This is a genomic window from Streptomyces sp. NPDC054796, from assembly GCF_053611545.1.
On record NZ_JBSHAO010000003.1, the window covers coordinates 115,568 to 133,225 of the forward strand.

16 protein-coding genes are annotated in these 17,658 nt (G+C 72.2%); 7 read left to right on the plus strand and 9 right to left on the minus strand.

Annotated elements, in window-relative coordinates:
• Nucleotides 1-192: 192 nt before the first annotated feature.
• Both ACWGJ2_RS03775 and ACWGJ2_RS03780 read left to right on the plus strand, forming a co-directional pair.
• The gene (locus ACWGJ2_RS03775) at nt 193-2,007 is read left to right on the plus strand and encodes a globin domain-containing protein (protein WP_453344308.1); all 1,815 of its coding nucleotides are present in this window, start codon (nt 193-195) and stop codon (nt 2,005-2,007) included.
• 81 nt (nt 2,008-2,088) lie between these two features.
• Nucleotides 2,089-3,309, plus strand: a complete 1,221-nt coding sequence (locus ACWGJ2_RS03780; protein ID WP_453344309.1) for a pyridoxamine 5'-phosphate oxidase family protein — start codon at nt 2,089-2,091, stop codon at nt 3,307-3,309.
• 37 nt (nt 3,310-3,346) lie between these two features.
• On the opposite strand, the gene ACWGJ2_RS03785 is transcribed toward ACWGJ2_RS03780, so the two are convergent.
• The 4 genes from ACWGJ2_RS03785 to thiC form a co-directional block, all read right to left on the minus strand.
• The gene (locus ACWGJ2_RS03785) at nt 3,347-3,907 is read right to left on the minus strand and encodes an NUDIX domain-containing protein (RefSeq protein WP_453344310.1); all 561 of its coding nucleotides are present in this window, start codon (nt 3,905-3,907) and stop codon (nt 3,347-3,349) included.
• Between the two features lie 157 nt (nt 3,908-4,064).
• The gene (locus ACWGJ2_RS03790; protein ID WP_453344311.1) at nt 4,065-4,961 is read right to left on the minus strand and encodes a LysR family transcriptional regulator; all 897 of its coding nucleotides are present in this window, start codon (nt 4,959-4,961) and stop codon (nt 4,065-4,067) included.
• A 330-nt stretch (nt 4,962-5,291) separates the two neighbouring features.
• Nucleotides 5,292-5,495, minus strand: coding sequence for a hypothetical protein (locus ACWGJ2_RS03795; protein WP_453344312.1), 204 nt, complete (start codon nt 5,493-5,495; stop codon nt 5,292-5,294).
• 139 nt (nt 5,496-5,634) lie between these two features.
• Nucleotides 5,635-7,482: a phosphomethylpyrimidine synthase ThiC gene (gene thiC, locus ACWGJ2_RS03800; protein WP_453344313.1), complete on the minus strand. Its 1,848-nt coding sequence runs from the start codon at nt 7,480-7,482 to the stop codon at nt 5,635-5,637.
• A 220-nt stretch (nt 7,483-7,702) separates the two neighbouring features.
• Between thiC and ACWGJ2_RS03805 the strand changes: the two genes are divergently transcribed.
• Complete coding sequence (locus tag ACWGJ2_RS03805) at nt 7,703-9,199, plus strand: YibE/F family protein (protein WP_453344314.1); 1,497 nt, start codon at nt 7,703-7,705, stop codon at nt 9,197-9,199.
• Here the strand turns inward: ACWGJ2_RS03805 and ACWGJ2_RS03810 are convergent.
• Nucleotides 9,162-9,383: a DUF5326 family protein gene (locus tag ACWGJ2_RS03810; RefSeq protein WP_453344315.1), complete on the minus strand. Its 222-nt coding sequence runs from the start codon at nt 9,381-9,383 to the stop codon at nt 9,162-9,164. The genes ACWGJ2_RS03805 and ACWGJ2_RS03810 overlap by 38 nt on opposite strands.
• A gap of 224 nt (nt 9,384-9,607) precedes the next feature.
• Complete coding sequence (locus tag ACWGJ2_RS03815; RefSeq protein WP_453344316.1) at nt 9,608-9,925, minus strand: cupin domain-containing protein; 318 nt, start codon at nt 9,923-9,925, stop codon at nt 9,608-9,610.
• 63 nt (nt 9,926-9,988) lie between these two features.
• Between ACWGJ2_RS03815 and ACWGJ2_RS03820 the strand changes: the two genes are divergently transcribed.
• The 4 genes from ACWGJ2_RS03820 (at nt 9,989) to ACWGJ2_RS03835 (ending at nt 13,233) form a co-directional block, all read left to right on the plus strand.
• On the plus strand, nt 9,989-10,366 hold the full coding sequence (locus ACWGJ2_RS03820; protein ID WP_453344317.1) for a phage holin family protein: 378 nt from the start codon (nt 9,989-9,991) through the stop codon (nt 10,364-10,366).
• Between the two features lie 52 nt (nt 10,367-10,418).
• A complete protein-coding gene (locus ACWGJ2_RS03825; RefSeq protein ID WP_453344318.1) occupies nt 10,419-10,934 on the plus strand; it encodes a low molecular weight protein-tyrosine-phosphatase in 516 nt (171 codons plus the stop codon).
• A gap of 98 nt (nt 10,935-11,032) precedes the next feature.
• Nucleotides 11,033-11,977 carry a fructosamine kinase family protein gene (locus tag ACWGJ2_RS03830; protein WP_453344472.1) on the plus strand — a complete coding sequence of 315 codons (945 nt, stop codon included), beginning with the start codon at nt 11,033-11,035 and terminating at the stop codon, nt 11,975-11,977.
• 50 nt (nt 11,978-12,027) lie between these two features.
• Nucleotides 12,028-13,233 carry a cystathionine gamma-lyase gene (locus ACWGJ2_RS03835; RefSeq protein ID WP_453344319.1) on the plus strand — a complete coding sequence of 402 codons (1,206 nt, stop codon included), beginning with the start codon at nt 12,028-12,030 and terminating at the stop codon, nt 13,231-13,233.
• Nucleotides 13,234-13,380: 147 nt separating this feature from the next.
• Here the strand turns inward: ACWGJ2_RS03835 and ACWGJ2_RS03840 are convergent, their stop codons facing one another.
• The 3 genes from ACWGJ2_RS03840 to ACWGJ2_RS03850 form a co-directional block, all read right to left on the minus strand.
• Nucleotides 13,381-14,367 (minus strand): hypothetical protein, encoded by a 987-nt coding sequence (locus ACWGJ2_RS03840; protein ID WP_453344320.1) that lies wholly within the window; start codon nt 14,365-14,367, stop codon nt 13,381-13,383.
• Nucleotides 14,368-14,578: 211 nt separating this feature from the next.
• A complete protein-coding gene (locus tag ACWGJ2_RS03845; RefSeq protein WP_453344473.1) occupies nt 14,579-15,928 on the minus strand; it encodes a metallophosphoesterase in 1,350 nt (449 codons plus the stop codon).
• Nucleotides 15,929-16,213: 285 nt separating this feature from the next.
• On the minus strand, nt 16,214-17,338 hold the full coding sequence (locus tag ACWGJ2_RS03850) for a LacI family DNA-binding transcriptional regulator (protein ID WP_453344321.1): 1,125 nt from the start codon (nt 17,336-17,338) through the stop codon (nt 16,214-16,216).
• Between the last annotated feature and the right edge of the window lie 320 nt (nt 17,339-17,658).

Genomic DNA, 17,658 nt, shown 5'->3' on the forward strand with positions numbered 1-17,658 from the left:
CCGAATCACGGAATTCGCTGGAACCGTGGACGGGACTTGTGCAGTGAAGCCATAACGGTATGGTCGACTCCGCATCGGGCGGTTACGGAATCCACGGCCGATGTCGCAGTGTCACAGGGGGTCGAATTACCGACACGTTCCGATTGCGGAAGTGTGCAGACTGTCCGGAAGATGTTCGAGGCGAGGCAGACCATGACCACCACGTCAGCCGGTAACGGGGCGTCCGCCGATGACAGCGGCAGCGGTGAAAGCGGCGACTGGGGATGGTTCACCCCGGCGAAGGCCAAGGACGGGACCGAGAGTGAGGGGGGCACGGGCGCGGGTGAGCGCGAACGTGAACGCGAGCTCGACGGCGGGGAGATACCGAGCCGCCCTGTGAGCGCGATACGTCCCGTCGGCTCCGGTGCCGAGCGTGCCCGCAGGGCGCCGGGACCGGAGCAGGGGACGGATACGGGTACGGGTGCGCCGGGCCCGGCGTCCGCCTCGGCCGGGGTGCCCCTGCCGACCGGCGCGCCCGCCTCGAGGACAGGGCCGCACGCGCCCGAACCGCCCGCGCGCCGCGTGCCCGAGCAGTCCCGCGGCCAGGCGTCCCCCGAGCACTCCCGCGCCGCCGAAGGCCAGGCACCGCGCGCCCAAGCCGCCGCGCACGCCCCGGCGCAGGCGCTCGCGTCCACCCCCGTACCCGCGCAGGCGTCCGGACCCGCGTCCGCATCCGCGCCCGCCCGCGACGTCACGGAGGCCCAGCGTCCGGGCCAGGCGCCCCCGCCCGCGCAGCCGTCGGTGCCGCTTCCCCGCGCGGCCTCGTCGACGGACGGCCCGGCAGCCTCCGCCACGAACGCCGCGACGAGCGCCGGCGTGCGCGAGCCCTCGCGCGACGCGCTCCTCATCCGCCGCACGATGGACGAGATCGAGCCCTCGGCGGACGCGGTCACCGCGTACTTCTACGCCCTCCTCTTCGTCCAGCACCCCCAGTTGCGCGACCTCTTCCCCGCGTCCATGGACACCCAGCGCGACCGCCTCTTCAGGGCGCTGCTGACGGCCGTGAAGCTGGTCGACGACATCGACACGCTCACCGAGTACCTCTCCCACCTCGGCCGGGGGCACCGGAAGTACGGGACGCGCGCCGAGCACTACCCGGCGGTCGGCGAATGCCTGCTCGGCGCCCTCTCCCAGTACGCGACGCGCACATGGGACGACGAGACCGAGGGCGCGTGGGTGCGCGCGTACACCACCATCTCGCAGGTGATGATCGACGCGGCGGCCGACGACGAACACCGCGCGCCCGCCTGGTGGAACGCCGAGGTCGTCTCGCACGAGCAGCGCACCCCGCAGATCGCGGTGCTCACCGTGCGGCCCGACCAGCCGTACCCCTTCCTCGCCGGGCAGTACACCAGCGTCGAGACGCCCTGGTGGCCGCGCGTGTGGCGGCACTACTCCTTCGCCTCCTCGCCACGCGCCGACGGGCTGCTCACCTTCCACGTCAAGGCCGTCCCCGCCGGCTGGGTCTCCAGCGCGCTGGTGCACAGGGCCCGGCCAGGGGACGTGATCAGGCTCGGGCCGCCCGGTGGCACGATGACGGTGAACCACGCCAGCGACAGCGGCCTCCTGTGCCTCGGCGGCGGTACGGGCATCGCGCCCATCAAGGCGCTGATCGAGGACGTGGCGCAGCACGGCAGGGCGCGGCCCGTCGAGGTCTTCTACGGTGCGCGCAGCGACTACGACCTCTACGACCTGGACACCATGATCCGCCTGGAGAAACAGCACAGATGGCTGTCGGTGCGCCCCGTCATCTCCGACGGCCGCGCCGGACCCTCCTCGGCGCGCTCGCTGGCGGGCCAGCTCCCCGACGCGGTGCGCCAGTACGGGCCGTGGGGCTCCTACGACGGCTATCTGTCCGGGCCGCCAGGAATGATCCGCAGCGGTGTGGACGCTCTGGTGGGGGCCGGTATCCCCACCCACCGGATCCGGCACGATTCCCTCGACGAACTCGTCGCCACCGCAGACTAGGCGGGCACGGGCACGGGCACGGGCACAGACGCACGGGCACTGGACGGTACGAGGACGAGCGCGAGCGGGGAAGGAAGCGGCGTGGCAGACGCTGAGGCAGCAGGGCACGAGCCGGGGCACGAGGCCGGGCACGGGTACGGCCCGGAGCGCGCCCACACGGGCGCGGACGACGTGCGTGACGCGCCGCAGGGCGCGCAGGAGGCGAGGGGCCACGACGACCCTGGCCCCGGCGCGTACGCCCGTGACGCGGTCCGACGGCCTGGCAGCGACGGCGAGCACGCGCTCCAGGAGCGGCTGGGCACGGCCGAGCGGGCCGCGCGCTTCTACGACGACCAGGTGCTGGACCATCTGAACGCGCGGATGCGGGAGTTCACACAGCGCCAGGAGATGTTCTTCCTCGCCACCTCCGACCGCAACGGCGAATGCGACAGCAGCTTCCGCGCGGGCCCGGCGGGTTTCCTGCGCGTACTGGACGAGCGCACCCTCGTCTTTCCCGAGTACCGGGGCAACGGCGTGCACGCCAGCCTCGGCAACATCCAGGAGAACCCGCACCTGGGCATCATGCTGATCGACTTCGTACAGGCCCGCATCGGACTGCACATCAACGGCCGTGCCGAGCTGGTGGAGGACGCCGAGATACGGGCCTGGCACCCGGACCTCCCCTCCGACCCGGTACCCGGGCGGCGGGCGCAACTGTGGGTGAGGGTCGAGGTGGAGGAGGCGTACATCCACTGCGCCAAGCACATCCCGCACCTCCAGAAGGCGCCGAAGCGCACCGCGCGCGACTGGGGCACCGACGACTACAAGCGCAAGGGCGGCGACTTCTTCGGCGCCGCGCGCGGCGGCCGGAACGGTGGCGAGCGGAAGCACCGCAGGAGCGCGCCGACGGCACCAGCACCAGCACCAGTGCCAGCGACGGATCCCGAGCCCGCACCCGCGCCTCCCGAGCCGCAGCCCGTGAACGGGACCGTCAGCGGCGGCCTGCCGCAGAGCCCGCCTCCGGACCTGGTCCAGGCGCAGCAGCAGACGCCTCCTCCGCTGCGGCCCGAGCAACCGGCACCGTCCGGGGCGCAGCAGCCCCAGCTCACGTCGGCCCCCGAGACGCTTCCGCTGACGCTGCCGAGGCCGGCGTCCCCGCCCCGCTCCGCCCCGGCGTCCGCACCCGCACCCGCACCCGCACCCGCGTCCCCGCCCACCGACCCCGAGGCGTGGCGGCAGCAAGCGCAGCGCGCGCTGGCCGAGGCACAGCGCAGAGCCGCGGAAGCGGAACGGACGACACCGTTCCAGGGCTGGTTCGGCTGACGGCCGGCCCCGCCCACCAGGTGCGGGCGTCCGGCCGTCAGCCCAGGTCGGGCGCGAGGAGGGCCTTGACGCCCTCGATGTTGGCGTCGAGATAGTCGCGCAGCGAAGGCGGCACCACCTCGACCGAGGCGATGCCCTCGCGCGTGAACGGGACCCGCACGATCTCGTACTCCCCGCACGGCTCCTCGACCTCGGGCCCGTGCCGACGCGAGAGGTCCATCGAGGCGAGACGGCACACGAAGAAGTGCTGCACCTTCACGCCGTGCGCCGCGTGGTGCGCGGAGTGGTGGACGGTGTCGACGAAGGCGGGCACCACGTCGGTGACCTTCGCGCCCAGTTCCTCGTCCACTTCGCGGTGCAGCGCTTCGACGACGGTGGCGTCCACGTCCGGCTCGACGCCGCCGCCCGGAGTGATCCAGTACGGCTCGCGGCCCGGCTTGGTCCGCTTGATGAGGATCAGATCGGGAGGGGGCGCGGCCTCGGCGCCGGGGGAGCGGAGCGGGGAGTCGGGGGACGGTATGCGGCCCGCACGGCTCTCGTCACCATCGAGGAGGATGGCGCGTGCGGTGCGCTTGACCACGGGACGCTCTTGGGCCATGGATGAGGTTTCGCCCGTCCGGCGGAGGATCAAACCCGGCCTCCGCGCCGCGCGGACGTGCGGCTACGCGCCCGCGCGCTCTCCGTCGCGACGAGACCGCCCCACGCCCCACGCCGCCGCGCCCCACACCCGGCCCCTCGCCGGGCCCGGCCACCGGTCACCAGTCACCTGCCGCGCGCAGCAGCCATTCGTGGGCGCGGGCGATGTGCGGATGGGCAAGAGTCCCGACCCGTACGGACAGGAAGTACGTGCGCAGCGGCGGCACCGGCGGATCGTGCAGCGCCACGACCTCGCCCGCGTCGAGCGCGTCCGTGCACAGATAGCGCGGCAGCACCGCCATCCCCGCGCCCGCCGTCACGCACTGGAGCACCGCGCGCAGATCCGGCGCGATCACCGCGCCCGACGCGGTGGGCGGGGTGTCGAAGACGGTGCTCCAGTAGCGCGTCAGCAGCGGCATGCTCTCGTGCACGGAGATGACGGGCACCCGCTCCAGCGACCGCGCCCCCTTCGCCCGTACGACGGCGGGCCCGCCCAGCCGGGCCGCCCAGCGGGGCGCGGCCACGAGCACGTGCTCCTCGTCGCACAGCGGCGTGGCCGTGAGCAGTTCGCCGCGCGGGCGGTGGGTGCTGATGGCGATGTCGTGGTGCCCGGCGGCGAGCCCGTTGAGGCTCTCCTCGGCCGGGCCGAACGCGATGCGCAGCGTCAGGCCGTGCTCGACCAGCGGGGCGAGCGCCGGCAGCGCGCGCAGCGAGGTGAACTCGGGCGGGCCCGTCAGATGCAGGGTCCGCTGCGCGGAGTCCTCGTCGAGCCCGCTCTCGGTGATCTCCAGCAGCGCGTCGAGGTGCGGCGCGACCTTGTGCGCCAGCTCCTCCCCCACGGTGGTCGGCGTCACGCCGCGCGCCTGCCGCAGGAACAGCGGCCTGCCCAACTGTCGCTCCAGGCTCCTGATCTGTCCGGTCACGGCGGGCTGCGAAAGCCCCAGCAGAGCGGCGGCGCGGGTGAACGACCCGGCCCTGTGCACCGCGAGGAACGTGCGCAGCAGGGCCAGATCCATAGCGCCTCCGGGCGGCCACCCGGTAGGGATGACCCTCACTTCGGTCACTGACAGTGCGGCAACGATAAGTATTCCGATAGGTCTGTGTCGATACTGTGATTGGACACTGACGCTGGGTCAACTAGCCTTGTACGCGCGGTTCTTCGCGCGTTGAACCGCCCGGCGGTTCGAGGCATGAGGGGGGAGCCTCGAACCGCCCGCGCGTGTGGGGGGCACCCGCGCACGCCAAGGCCCCACCCGCGAACGGGTGGGGCCTTTGGTGCCCTGGCCGGTCACCGGGCCGCCGCCGTGGCGGACGGCCCAGGACCGAAGGTGGTGGATCGTGCCGGATCAGTCCAGGTCCATGCCGCCGAAGAGGATGGACTTGCTGATGACCCGGTCGTTGTCCTCGATCTCCGTGTTCTTCTTGTTGACCGTCTTGCAGCAGCTGTGGCCGTGGTGCGGGCCCTCACCGGCGTGAGCGGAGACCGCGCCGAAACCGGCGAGACCCAGAACGGCGACACCGACGATGATGGGGCGAGCGACAGAACGCATGGGGAAAGCCTTCCGACGGGAAATGGAGCACGGACAATGTGCCCGTTGTCGGAGGTGTATTTCCCACAAGCCACGGGGCTTTTATGAGATTTCCCCGAGATGGCGTCAATGGTCTGATAAAAGCACTTCGCCCGTCGCCTCAGTCGGCCATCGGCAGATAGACCTTGTTGCCCGCCGCCGCGAACTCCTCCGACTTCGCGAGCATGCCCGCCCTGACCTCCTCCTCGCTGAGCGTGCCGTCCTGGTCCGAGCCGAACTGCTCGGTGATGCTGCGGCTGATCTTCATCGAACAGAACTTCGGCCCGCACATCGAGCAGAAGTGCGCCGTCTTCGCGGGCTCGGCCGGGAGTGTCGCGTCGTGGAAGGAGCGGGCCGTGTCCGGGTCGAGGGCCAGGTTGAACTGGTCCTCCCAGCGGAACTCGAACCGCGCGTCCGAGAGCGCGTCGTCCCAGTCCTGCGCCCCGGGGTGGCCCTTGGCCAGGTCGGCGGCGTGGGCCGCGATCTTGTACGTGATGACGCCGGTCTTCACGTCGTCGCGGTCCGGCAGCCCGAGGTGCTCCTTCGGCGTGACGTAGCAGAGCATCGCCGTACCCCACCAGCCGATCATCGCGGCACCGATGCCCGACGTGATGTGGTCGTAGGCGGGCGCGATGTCCGTGGTGAGGGGGCCCAGGGTGTAGAAGGGTGCCTCCTCGCAGACCTCCTGCTGGCGGTCCACGTTCTCCTTGATCTTGTGCATCGGGACATGCCCCGGGCCCTCGATCATGGTCTGCACGTCGTGCGCCTTGGCGATGCGGTTCAGCTCGCCGAGGGTGTCCAGCTCGGCCATCTGCGCCTCGTCGTTGGCGTCGGCGATCGAGCCGGGGCGCAGCCCGTCACCGAGCGAGAAGGTGACGTCGTACGTGCGCAGGATGTCGCACAGCTCCGCGAAGTGCGTGTAGAGGAAGCTCTCCTGATGGTGCGCCAGACACCAGGCGGCCATGATCGAGCCGCCCCGCGAGACGATCCCGGTCTTGCGGCGGGCCGTCAGCGGCACATAGCGCAGCAGCACACCCGCGTGGACCGTCATGTAGTCGACGCCCTGCTCGCACTGCTCGATGACGGTGTCCTTGTAGACCTCCCAGCTCAGCTCCTCGGCCTTGCCGTCGACCTTCTCCAGCGCCTGGTAGAGGGGGACGGTGCCGATGGGGACGGGGGAGTTGCGCAGCACCCACTCGCGCGTGGTGTGGATGTTGCGGCCCGTCGAGAGGTCCATGACCGTGTCGGCACCCCAGCGGGTCGCCCAGGTCATCTTCTCGACCTCCTCCTCGATGGAGGAGGTGACGGCGGAGTTGCCGATGTTGGCGTTCACCTTCACCAGGAAGTTCTTGCCGATGATCATCGGCTCGGTCTCCGGGTGGTTGACGTTGGCCGGGAGGACGGCGCGGCCCGCCGCGATCTCGTCGCGCACGAAGGCGGGCGAGCACTTCTCGCGTACGGCGACGTACTCCATCTCCGGCGTGATCTCCCCCCGCTTGGCGTACGCCAGTTGGGAGACCGAGGCCCGCTTCCCGTCGGGGCCCGCGCCCTCCCGGCCGCGCCGGGGCTGGCGGGGGCGGCCCGGGAAGACCGCGTCGAGGTTGCGCAGCCCGCCGCGCGGCGAGGTGTGCTTGAGCCCGTCGTCCTCGGGCCGCAGTTCACGGCCCGCGTACTCCTCGGTGTCGCCCCGCTCGATGATCCAGTTCTGCCGCAGCGGGGCCAGTCCGCGACGGACGTCGGTGTCGATCTGGGGGTCGGTGTACGGCCCCGACGTGTCGTAGAGCGTCACGTCGTTGCCGTTGGTGAGGTGCACGCGCCGGACCGGGACCCGGATGTCCGGGCGCGATCCTTCCACGTAACCCTTGTGCCAGCCGATCCGGCGCGGCTGCTGCTCCGCGCCCCCGTCGGCCGTGGCGGACTCCGTCCGCTCCTCAGTGGTGGCAGGCGTGCGTGCGTCCTGCGTGGTCATGAGACCCACTCCCTACGCCGGCATTACCCGGTAACAGGTTCGGCGGTCGACGCAGCCTTCTGCGGTAGGTCCGCATCCGCTGTCGGATGCGACTACGCAGGTCAGCGCCCTCTCAGCCCCGTGCTCGGAGCTCCCGCGATGTGTGCAAAGGCGACTCCACGCTAACGGCACACGTGCGGCCTTGAACAGGGGACCCGGACGTTCTTGCGATGATCTGGCGGTGACCCCGACACCAGAGCCCCACTCCCAGAGCCCCGGACCCGGCCACGCGCACACCGATGGCCACGGCCACGGGCACGGGCACAGTCACGCCCACGCCCACGGGCCCGCAGTGCCCGTGTCGCGGCATCTGCGCAAGGTGATCGGCGCGGTGCTGATCCCCTTCGCGGCGGCCATCGTCGTCGGGCTCGTCGTGCTGTGGCCCGGCGGCACCCCCGGGCACGGGCACAGCGGCGTCGGCTTCGACCGGCCCACGTTCCCGGCCAAGGTGACCAAGGTGGCCCAGGTCGACTGCAAGGACGTCAACGCGCAGCAGCCCGCGCAGCAGGGCGACTCCGGCTCGGGCGGCGCGCAGGGCGGCGCCGGTGCCGGTGGCGCGAGCGGGGGCGGCAGCGGCGGACAGGCCAGCGCCGCGTGCCAGAAGGCGACGATCGAGGTCACCGGGGGCAAGGACAAGGGCCACACGTACACCGAGGTCGTCACCCCGGACTCGACGCGCAAGCTGTCCGCGGGCCAGGAAGTGGTGGTCGCCTACGCGGAGAAGGCGCCCCGCTCCCTTCAGTACAGCGTCACCGACGTCGCACGCGGCGTCCCCGTGACCGTGCTGGCCGGGATCTTCGCGCTGGCCGTGGTGGTCGTGGGGCGGCTGCGTGGACTGCTGGCGCTCGCGGGTCTCGTCGTCAGCTTCGCCGTGCTCACCCTCTTCATCCTCCCCGCGATCCTCCAGGGCTCGAACCCGCTGCTGGTGGCGGTGATCGGCGGCAGCGCCATCATGCTCGCGACGCTCTACATGTGCCACGGACTCTCCGCGCGCACGTCCGTCGCCGTGCTCGGCACGCTCGTCTCGCTGCTGCTGATCGGGGTGCTCGGCTCGGTCTTCATCGGCTGGGCCCATCTGTCGGGGAACACCGACGACCAGACGAGCCTGGTGCACGGGCTCTATCCGGACATCGAGATCCAGGGCCTGCTGCTCGCCGGGGTGCTCATCGGCTCGCTGGGCGTGCTGGACGATGTGACCGTCACCCAGACCTCGGCCGTCTGGGAGCTGAAGGAGGCCGATCCGGAGGCGAGCTGGCGCAAGATCTACGGCGCCGCGATGCGCATCGGACGTGACCACATCGCCTCGGTGGTCAACACCCTCGTCCTGGCCTACGCGGGTGCCGCGCTGCCGTTGCTGCTGCTCTTCTCCATCGCGCGCAGCAGCGTCTCCATGGTCGCGACCAGCGAGGTCGTCTCGGAGGAGATCGTCCGTACGCTCGTGGGCTCGATCGGCCTGGTGGCCTCCGTGCCCGTGACGACGCTGCTCGCCGCGCTCGTCGTCTCGGCCGACCGGCACCGCGCGACGCCCGCCGCGTCCCCGGCACCGGGCCCCGCCACGGGCGGCTCCGCGCCCGGACCCGCATCCGGACCCGCGTCCGCCCCTGCTTCCGCACCCGCGCCCGGCCGCGCGGGTTCCCGCGTCACCAGTCGCCGCGGGAAGAGGAGGAAGCCGAAGTGAACCGGCGCACCAGGTAGATGACGCCTCCGACGAGGGCGACGAAGAGCAGCACCTTGAACAGCAGCCCGACGAGGAAGCCGACGACGCTGGCTATCAGCCCGCCGAACACGACAATGGCGATCACCGGTATCGCCACCCACTTCACCCACCACGGCAGCCCCGTGAGCAGTCCCTTGGCATCCATGCGCTGTCACCCCTGTCTCCGTTGAACCTGTCTCCGTCGGATCGCGACCGGTCGCCCGCGACGCCTGTCACCTTCTGCCTTCCAGGCTAGGTCGCCGCAGGTCGGACCGGGAGAGGCTCTGTCCCCGGTCCTCCCCTGACCCTGACCCCGACGCGACCCTGACGCCGCCAGGCCCCCGCCCCTCAGCCGTCGGCCCCCGCCCCTCAGCCCCGGGGACGCGCCGCTCAGCCCTCGGGAGGGGAGAAGACCACCATGACCCGCAGGTCCTCGGAGATGTGGTGGAACTTGTGGGGCACCCCGGCGGGCACGTAGACCACGCTGCCGCGCGCCACGTGCGTCGTCTCCGTCCCGACCGTCAGAGATCCGCGCCCGCTGACGACGAAGTAGACCTCGTCCTGCTTGTGCGGCTGCTGCGGATCGGTACTGCCCTTGTCGAGCGCGTAGAGGCCGACCGACATATGGCGCTCACGCAGAAATTGCAGGTAAGCGCCGTCATTGGCGGCACGCTCCGCCTCCAGCTCCTCCAGCCGGAACGCCTTCACGCCTGGCCCACCCCTCGTCCCTCGACTTGTGTCCCGTACCGCTTTTCCTGCGACGATCACAGTATGACGAACTTCCTCATCAAGACGCTCGCCAACGCAGCGGCCCTCGCCGTCGCCATCTGGCTCGTCGCCGACATCACGCTCACCGGCGGCGGCACCGGGCAGAAGGCGCTCACCCTGGTGCTGGTGGCGCTGGTCTTCGGCCTGGTGAACGTCGTGGTCAAGCCACTCGTGAAGCTGCTGTCCCTGCCGCTGCTGATCCTCACCCTCGGCCTGTTCACGCTGGTCATCAACGCCCTGATGCTGCTGCTGACGTCCTGGCTCTCCGACAAGCTGGACCTCAGCTTCCACGTAGAGGGCTTCTGGACCGCCGTGCTCGGCGGCCTGATCATCTCCATCGTGTCCTGGGCGCTGAACATGGCCCTGCCCGACAAGGACTGACCGCCCGCCCCGGGAGCAAGGCCACCCGCACCCCTCGCCGAGGATGGAGAGCATGTACAGCGTCTGTTTCGTCTGCACCGGCAACATCTGCCGCTCGCCCATGGCCGAGGCCGTCTTCCGTGCCCGCGTCGAGGAGGCCGGTCTCGACGATCTCGTCGCGACCAGCAGCGCGGGCACCGGAAGCTGGCACGTCGGAGACCCCGCCGACCCCCGTACGTCCGCCGCGCTCGGCGCCGCCGGATACGAGCTGGACCACACGGCCCGCCAGTTCGGTCCTGCGGACTTCGCGGAACACGATCTGGTCATCGCGCTGGACGAGGGCCACGACCGCGAGCTGCGGTTCATGGCGCCCACGCGCGAGGCCGCGGCGAAGGTCAGGCTGCTGCGCTCCTACGACCCGGAAGCGTCGGAGCACGACGGCTACGGGCTGGACGTGCCCGACCCGTACTACGGCGGTACCACGGGCTTCGACGAGTGCCTGCACCTGGTGGAGGCGGCCGTTCCGGGGCTGGTCGCCGAGGTGGCCGCCGCCATGGAGGAGCGCGAGGAGCTGCGGGGCGCGGGGTGAGCGGCGTGCCCGAGGGGCTGTACGCGCGCGTCGCGGCGCTGCTCGACGGGGCCCCCTCCGGAGCCGGGAGCGGAACTGGAACCGGAGCCGGAAGCGGAGTGGCCGGAAACGGAGTCTCCGGGGCCGGGTCCGGGCTGCGTGCGCTCCGGGGCGCCCCCGTCGGCGGCGGCGACATCTGTGACGCGTATCACCTCACCTTCGCCCGCGAAGACGGCGATGGTGATGGCGACGGTGACGGCGACCGCGGAACCCCCGCCCTCTCCGTCTTCGCGAAGACCCTCCCCGGCGCACCCCCCGCCTTCTTCGAGGCCGAGGCGCGCGGGCTGGCGCTCCTCGCCGGCACGGGCGCGGTCGCGGTGCCCGCCGTGCTGGGGTACGACGACGAGGTGCTGGTGCTGGAGTGGGCCGAGCCCGGCGCGCCCACCCCGGAGGCCGCCGAGCGCCTCGGCCGCGACCTCGCCGCGCTGCACGGCACGCCCGCCGACGCGTACGGCACCCCGGGGCGCCCCGCCTACCTCGGCTCGCTCCCCCTGGACTCCCCCGGCCCCGCCGACGCCGTGACGGACCCGGCCGACTGGCCCGCCTTCCACGCCGAGTACCGGCTGCTGCCCTTCCTGCGGCGCGCCGTCGACAACGGCGGCATCGGTCCCGGTGACGCGCGCGACGTGGAGCGGCTGTGCGAGCGGATCGACGAGGTCGCGGGCCCGCCGCAGCCGCCCGCCGTCATCCACGGCGACCTGTGGTCGGGCAACGTCCACTGGACGGACCCCTCCGCGCCCTCCGGGGGCGGGGACGGCCGCGCCCGCCTCATCGACCCCTCGGCCCAGGGCGGCCACCCGGAGACCGACCTGGCCCTCCTCCAGCTGTTCGGCTGCCCGCAGCTCTCCCGTATCCTCGCCGCGTACGAGGAGATCCGGCCTGTTCCTGGGCGGGTCGAGCGCGTACCCCTCCACCAGTTGCAGCACCTTCTGGTGCACGCCGTCCTCTTCGGCTCCGGCTACGGCGCACAGTGCGGTGCGGCGGCGCGGGCGGCACTGGGCTGACCGCCGACGGTCCGCAGGACGCGGGACCGCGAAGCAGAGAGCATCCGCACATGAGCACTCCCGAACACCCGAGCGCCGAGAGCCCCCGCGACACCCCCCGCGAGGAGTTCACGGGCACCGGCACAGGGCCCGCCGACGGCGACGCCACCCGCGTCGTGCGCGCGGGCCTCCCCGAGGAGGAGCCCTACGCGCCGCCCCTCCCCGGCCCGGTCTTCGCCGCGCACTACCACCTGCCGGGCGACCCGGCCGGTGCCCCGTACGCCTACGGCAGGGACAGCAACCCCACCTGGACGGGCCTGGAGCGCGCCATCGGCGAGCTGGAGTCGCCCGGCGACGACCGCGTCGAGACCGTGGCCTTCGCCTCCGGCATGGCCGCCATCTCCGCCGTCCTCCTCTCGCAGTCCCGTCCCGGCTCGGCCGTGGTGCTGCCCGACGACGGCTACAACCTGCTGATCCCGCTGCGCGAGCGCCTGGAGGGCTTCGGCGTCGAGGTGCGCACCGCGCCCACCGCGGCCGACGCGCAGCTGGAGCGGCTCGACGGCGCCTCCCTGCTGTGGATCGAGTCCCCCTCCAACCCGGGCCTCGACGTCTGCGACATCCGGCGGCTGGCCGAGGCGGCACACGAGCGCGGCGCCCTCGTCGCCGTCGACAACACCCTCGCCACCCCGCTCGGCCAGCGCCCCCTCGCCCTCGGCGCCGACTTCTCGGTGGCCAGCGGCACCAAGGCGCTCACCGGGCACGGCGACGTGCTGCTGGGCTATGTGACCTGCCGCGACCCGGAGCTGGCCGCCTCCGTACGGCACTGGCGCAAGATCGTCGGCGCCATCCCGGGCCCGATGGAGGCATGGCTCGCGCACCGTTCGCTGGCCACCCTGGACGTGCGCACCCGGCGCCAGGCGGGCAACGCGCTCGCCGTCGCCGAGGCGCTGGGCGCGCGCCCCGAGGTGACCGGGGTCCGCCACCCCGGGCTGCCGGGCGACCCCGCGCACGAGCAGGCGGCGCGGCAGATGAACCGGTTCGGCTGCGTAGTCTCCTTCACGCTGCCCGACAAGGACTTCGCCGAGCGCTTCCTCGCCGCGCTGCGCCTCGTCGACGACGCCACCAGCTTCGGCGGCGTCCGCACCACAGCCGAGCGGCGCGGTCGCTGGGGCGGGGACGCGGTGCCGGAGGGCTTCATCCGGATGTCGGTGGGCGTGGAGGACGCGGCCGACCTCGTCGCTGACGTACGGCGCGCGCTGGACGCGGCTGCGGGGTGACCCCGGTGGCGGGTGTCGGGTGACGGCCGCCGTGGCGCGGACGGCACCGGCGCACCGGCGGCACCGGGGTGACGGCTCACTCCGTCGGATCGCGACCGGCCGCCCGGTCAGGCCCCCGGCCCCGCCCGAGGCCCCGTGCCGTGCTGCTCAGTCGGGCTGGTGGTCGGGGCCGCCGTAGTCGGGGCTGGAGAAGTCCGGGCTGGTGTAGCGGGGCCTGACGCTCTTCTCGCCGCTCTTGGCCTCCGAGGACGTGCGGCTGGAGAAGTCCGGGTGCGAGTAGCCGAGCCGCGGCGTGCGCTGCTGCGGTTCCGGCTCCTGCGACCCGGACTGCCCGGACTGTCCGGTGGCGAGATCGTCCCGTACGTACGCCGCGGGCGCCTGCCCGGAGCCCTGCGGGTCCGCCAGCGCCTCCCGCAGGAAGGGCAGGATGCCGCGCTCCAGCAGCGCCTCCCGCCACAGGCCCCGCGCCCGGTCCACTTCGTCGGCGAGCGCGGCTCCCGGCCCAGCGGCCTCCTCCTTCGCCCTGATCGAACTCGACCCGTTGCGCAGCGCGGTGAGCCACAGCGCCGTCATCGCCACGACGGCCCCCGCCGCCGCCAGGACGGCGAAGACCAGGCCGATGTCGCGCATCGGCTCGGCGACGGCGGGCTCGGGCGTGACCATGTGGAGGAGATAGCCGAGCAGCAGGAAGATCAGCGCCGCCGTTCCCGCGAGGACGGGCGCCAGCACGGAGAGCATCGCGGCGAGTCCGGCCCCCGCCGTCTCGACCAGCCCCTCGCCCACGGCACCCGCGAGCCCGACGCCGCCCTCCGCCTCGCCCGCGCGCCCGGGACCGCCCTCGGCGGAGCCGCCGTCGGACTTGGCCGCGCCGCGCTGCTGCGGGGCCGCTGAGGCGGGCAGGTTCGCCAGGTGGCGCATCTCCTCGCGCAGGCGGACGAAGTGCTCGTACTCGACGGCGGCGCAGGCGGCGATCGCCGTGGCCGCGCTGAGTGCCATCGTGCGCAACTGCTCGGCGTTGAGACGCTGGCCGATCGCCGCCGTGTCAGGACGCCGGTGGGCGTGACGCAGTGCCTCGTCGAGGGCCCGCTCGAACTCGGGCCGGTCCTCTAGCCGCAGGTGCGGAGCGCTGTTCATGTGCATCCCCCGATGCTCCGTAGGGCCGTTGCTGGCCGGTCGACGGGCGGGGCGGCCGCGACGGGCGTCAGGAACCCGTCATGGCAGAACCGATGGTAAAGGGCTTCCGGCACTCCGTGACAGGTGGTTTCCCTAAATTGGCCCCCCGCGCTGTCCCGTACGGCTTCGTGCCCCGCACGTCACTTCCGAGCTACTCCTGCCCCCGAACAGGCTATTCAGCCAGGGGAAGTTGAGTGACAAGCAGTTTTCCGGCCATCGTCACACCGCCGTCCATGGCCACGGCCATGCCGTCCGCGTAGACGTGCGGACCGGTGACATGGGGCGGCGCCTCCTCGTCGTCCCCCGCCTCGCCGCCTACCTCGCCCAGCAGGTACGGGATCGGACTGTGCCCGTGCACCACCCGCTTGCCGCCGAAGGCGCCGAGGAACTCGCGCACGGCGGGCACCCCCGACTCCTCGTCGCGGAAGGCGAAGCGCTTGGTGAACTTGCGGAACAGGTCCCAGGTCTCGTCCGCGTCGTTGCGCTGGAGCGCCTGGGTGACGGCGTCGTTGACGGCCTCGATGGTGTCGCCGTATTCGAGGTAGCAGGTGGCGTCCGAGTGCACGAGCAGATGGCCGTCGGCCAGTGCCATGGCGTCGAGCCGGGACATCCACTGGATGTGGTGGTCCTGGAGGCGCTCCATGTCCGTGCGCTGGCCGCCGTTGAGGAGCCAGGCCGCCTGGAACGAGGCGGTGCCCGCACCGGAGTTGACGGGGGTGTCGCCGAAGCGCTTGGCGCCGATGAGCAGCAGCTCGTGGTTGCCCATGAGCGCCTTGCAGTAGCCGCCGGCCGCTGCCGCCTCGGCGGAGAGCTGCATCACCAGATCGATGACGCCGATGCCGTCGGGGCCTCGGTCGGTGAAGTCCCCGAGGAACCAGATGCGCGTGTCGCCCGCGATCCAGTGGTCCTCGGCGTCGATGATCCCGGCCTCGCGCAGCTCGGTCCGCAACTGGTCGAGATAGCCGTGCACGTCGCCCACGACGTACAGCGGGCCATCGCCCTCGTGCGTGGTGGCGACGGGGGACGGGACGTCGACGAGCGTGGGCTCGGGCGTGGCGGCCGTGCCGCCGATGACCGGCAGATCGCGCTGCGTCGGCGTGTACTCCCGGGAGGGTTCGCCCTCGGGCTCGGGCGCCGCGGGAGTGTCGGACGGTGTCGTCGCCTGCGCCGCGGGAGGCGTGGGAGGCACGGAAGCGGCCCACGTCACGGGCGGCCCCACGGGCGCCGCCTGCGCGGGCGTCCGGGCCGGTACCTGTGCTGGTGCCGGTGCCTGCGCCGGTGCCGGTACCTGCTCCTGGGCGGGTACTGCCGGCACCACCGGTACCGCCTGGACCTGTTCCTGGGCCGGTACCTGGTCCGGCACCTGTGCCGGTACGGAAGATACGGGTACGGCCTCCGACACGTCCTCGGGCGCGAGCCTCACGGGCCGCATGGGCTGAAGATGCCCCGCGCCCCTCGCCGCACCGCCGTGCCATACGTCGGGTCCCTGACCGGCCCCCTGAGTCATCGACCCCTCCACCATCGCGCGCCGCCGTGCACCGCCGAACCTTCCCCTGCCTCTCTTGGGCACACTCCACACCTGTCCTTCGGCGGGGAGGTCCCACAGGTCGGGAGGTGGGTCCGGTGTCGTTCGCCCATCATAGGAATGCCGGTCGTGCCTTGTGACGCACCTGGGGGGTGCCAATTGACACGCGGCCCCGGCGGACCGGGAATTTCGCCTGATTTCTGAGGGTACGGAAGCGCGCCGTGCCGCCGCGCGTGGCCGCGCTGCCCGTCGGCCGGGGTGTTTTCCGTCGGCTCGCCGAGGTCAGTCGGCCGAGGGGGTGCGGGGCGCACTGATGGTGGCGCGCGGTGGACGGCGCTGCGAGGAGGTACGGACGATGAGGTCGGTCGGCATGACCTGCTCCACGGGGCGGCCCGTGTCGATGCCCTCGATGGCGTCGATGAGCAGTTGGATGACGGTGTTGCCGATGCGGCCCGGTTTGAGGGAGAGGGTGGTGATCGGCGGCTCGGTGGTGGCGTAGACGTTGGACTCGCTGCAACAGACGAGGAGCAGGTCCTCGGGGACGCGCAGTCCGTAGCGCCGCGCCGCGGCGAGGAGGTCCGTGCCGTTGGGGTCGAAGAGGCCGTAGACGGCGTCCGGGCGGTCGGCGCGTGCGAGCAGGCGGTCGGCCGCGATGGCGCCCGCGCAGGGGTCGTGCGCGGGATACGACTCGTAGACGGGGTCCTGGCCGACGCGCGCGCACCAGTCCAGGTAGGCGGTGGTCGACAGCCGGGTGTAGGTGTCCGTGCTGGTGCCCGTCAGCAGCCCGATGCGCCGGGCACCGGACTCGGCGAGGTGGTCGAGCAGGCCCATGACGGCCTCTTCGTGGTCGTTGTCGACCCAGGCGGTGACGGGCAGGGAGCCGCTGGGGCGGCCGTCGGAGACGACGGGGATGCCGGAGCGCACCAGTTCCGAGACGACGGCGTCCTCGTCCGAGGGATCGATGACGACGGTGCCGTCGAGCGCGACGTTGGACCACACGTCGTGCCGGGAGGTGGCGGGGAGGATGACCAGCGCGTACCCACGCGCGAGCGCGGCGGAGGTGGCGGCCCGCGCCATCTCCGCGAAGTACGCGAATTCCGTGAAGGTGAACGGTTCTTCGCCGTACGTGGTGACCGTCAGTCCGATGAGACCCGACTTGCCCGTGCGGAGCGTCCGGGCGGCGGCCGAGGGCCGGTACCCGAGGCGCTCGGCGACCTCGCGGACGTGGCGGCGGGTGGCATCGGGCAGGCGGCCCTTGCCGTTGAGCGCGTCGGAGACAGTGGTGATCGAGACACCGGCCGCTGCGGCGACGTCGCGGATACCCGCCCGCCCGTTCAGCCGGCTCCCGCCACGCGCCCCCCGGGGGGCCGAAGCGCGGCCCACCTGATGCTTCTCTGCTGCTGTCATGGCGACCCGATCGTAGGCCCGCAGTACGCGGCACGAGGGGAGGTACGAGTGAGGTGCAGAAGGTACGTTTCTGCAAGAACGTTTCCCCGGAAAATCCTGGGAATCGTTGGCGACAAAGGGCCGTGTGACCTTGAACACTCGGGATTTCGGCCCGTGAGCCCGCTGAATCGGCGATATTGCGAAGAGGTCTCAACTCACCTTCACGGGGGATGCGCGCCACGGCTCCCGCCACCAGCGCGCAGGGCGCACGGAGGGCTCTCGTCCCCTTTTGCGCGCCCCTTTCCGGCCTCCTCATAGGGTGAGCAATATGGGAGTCCACG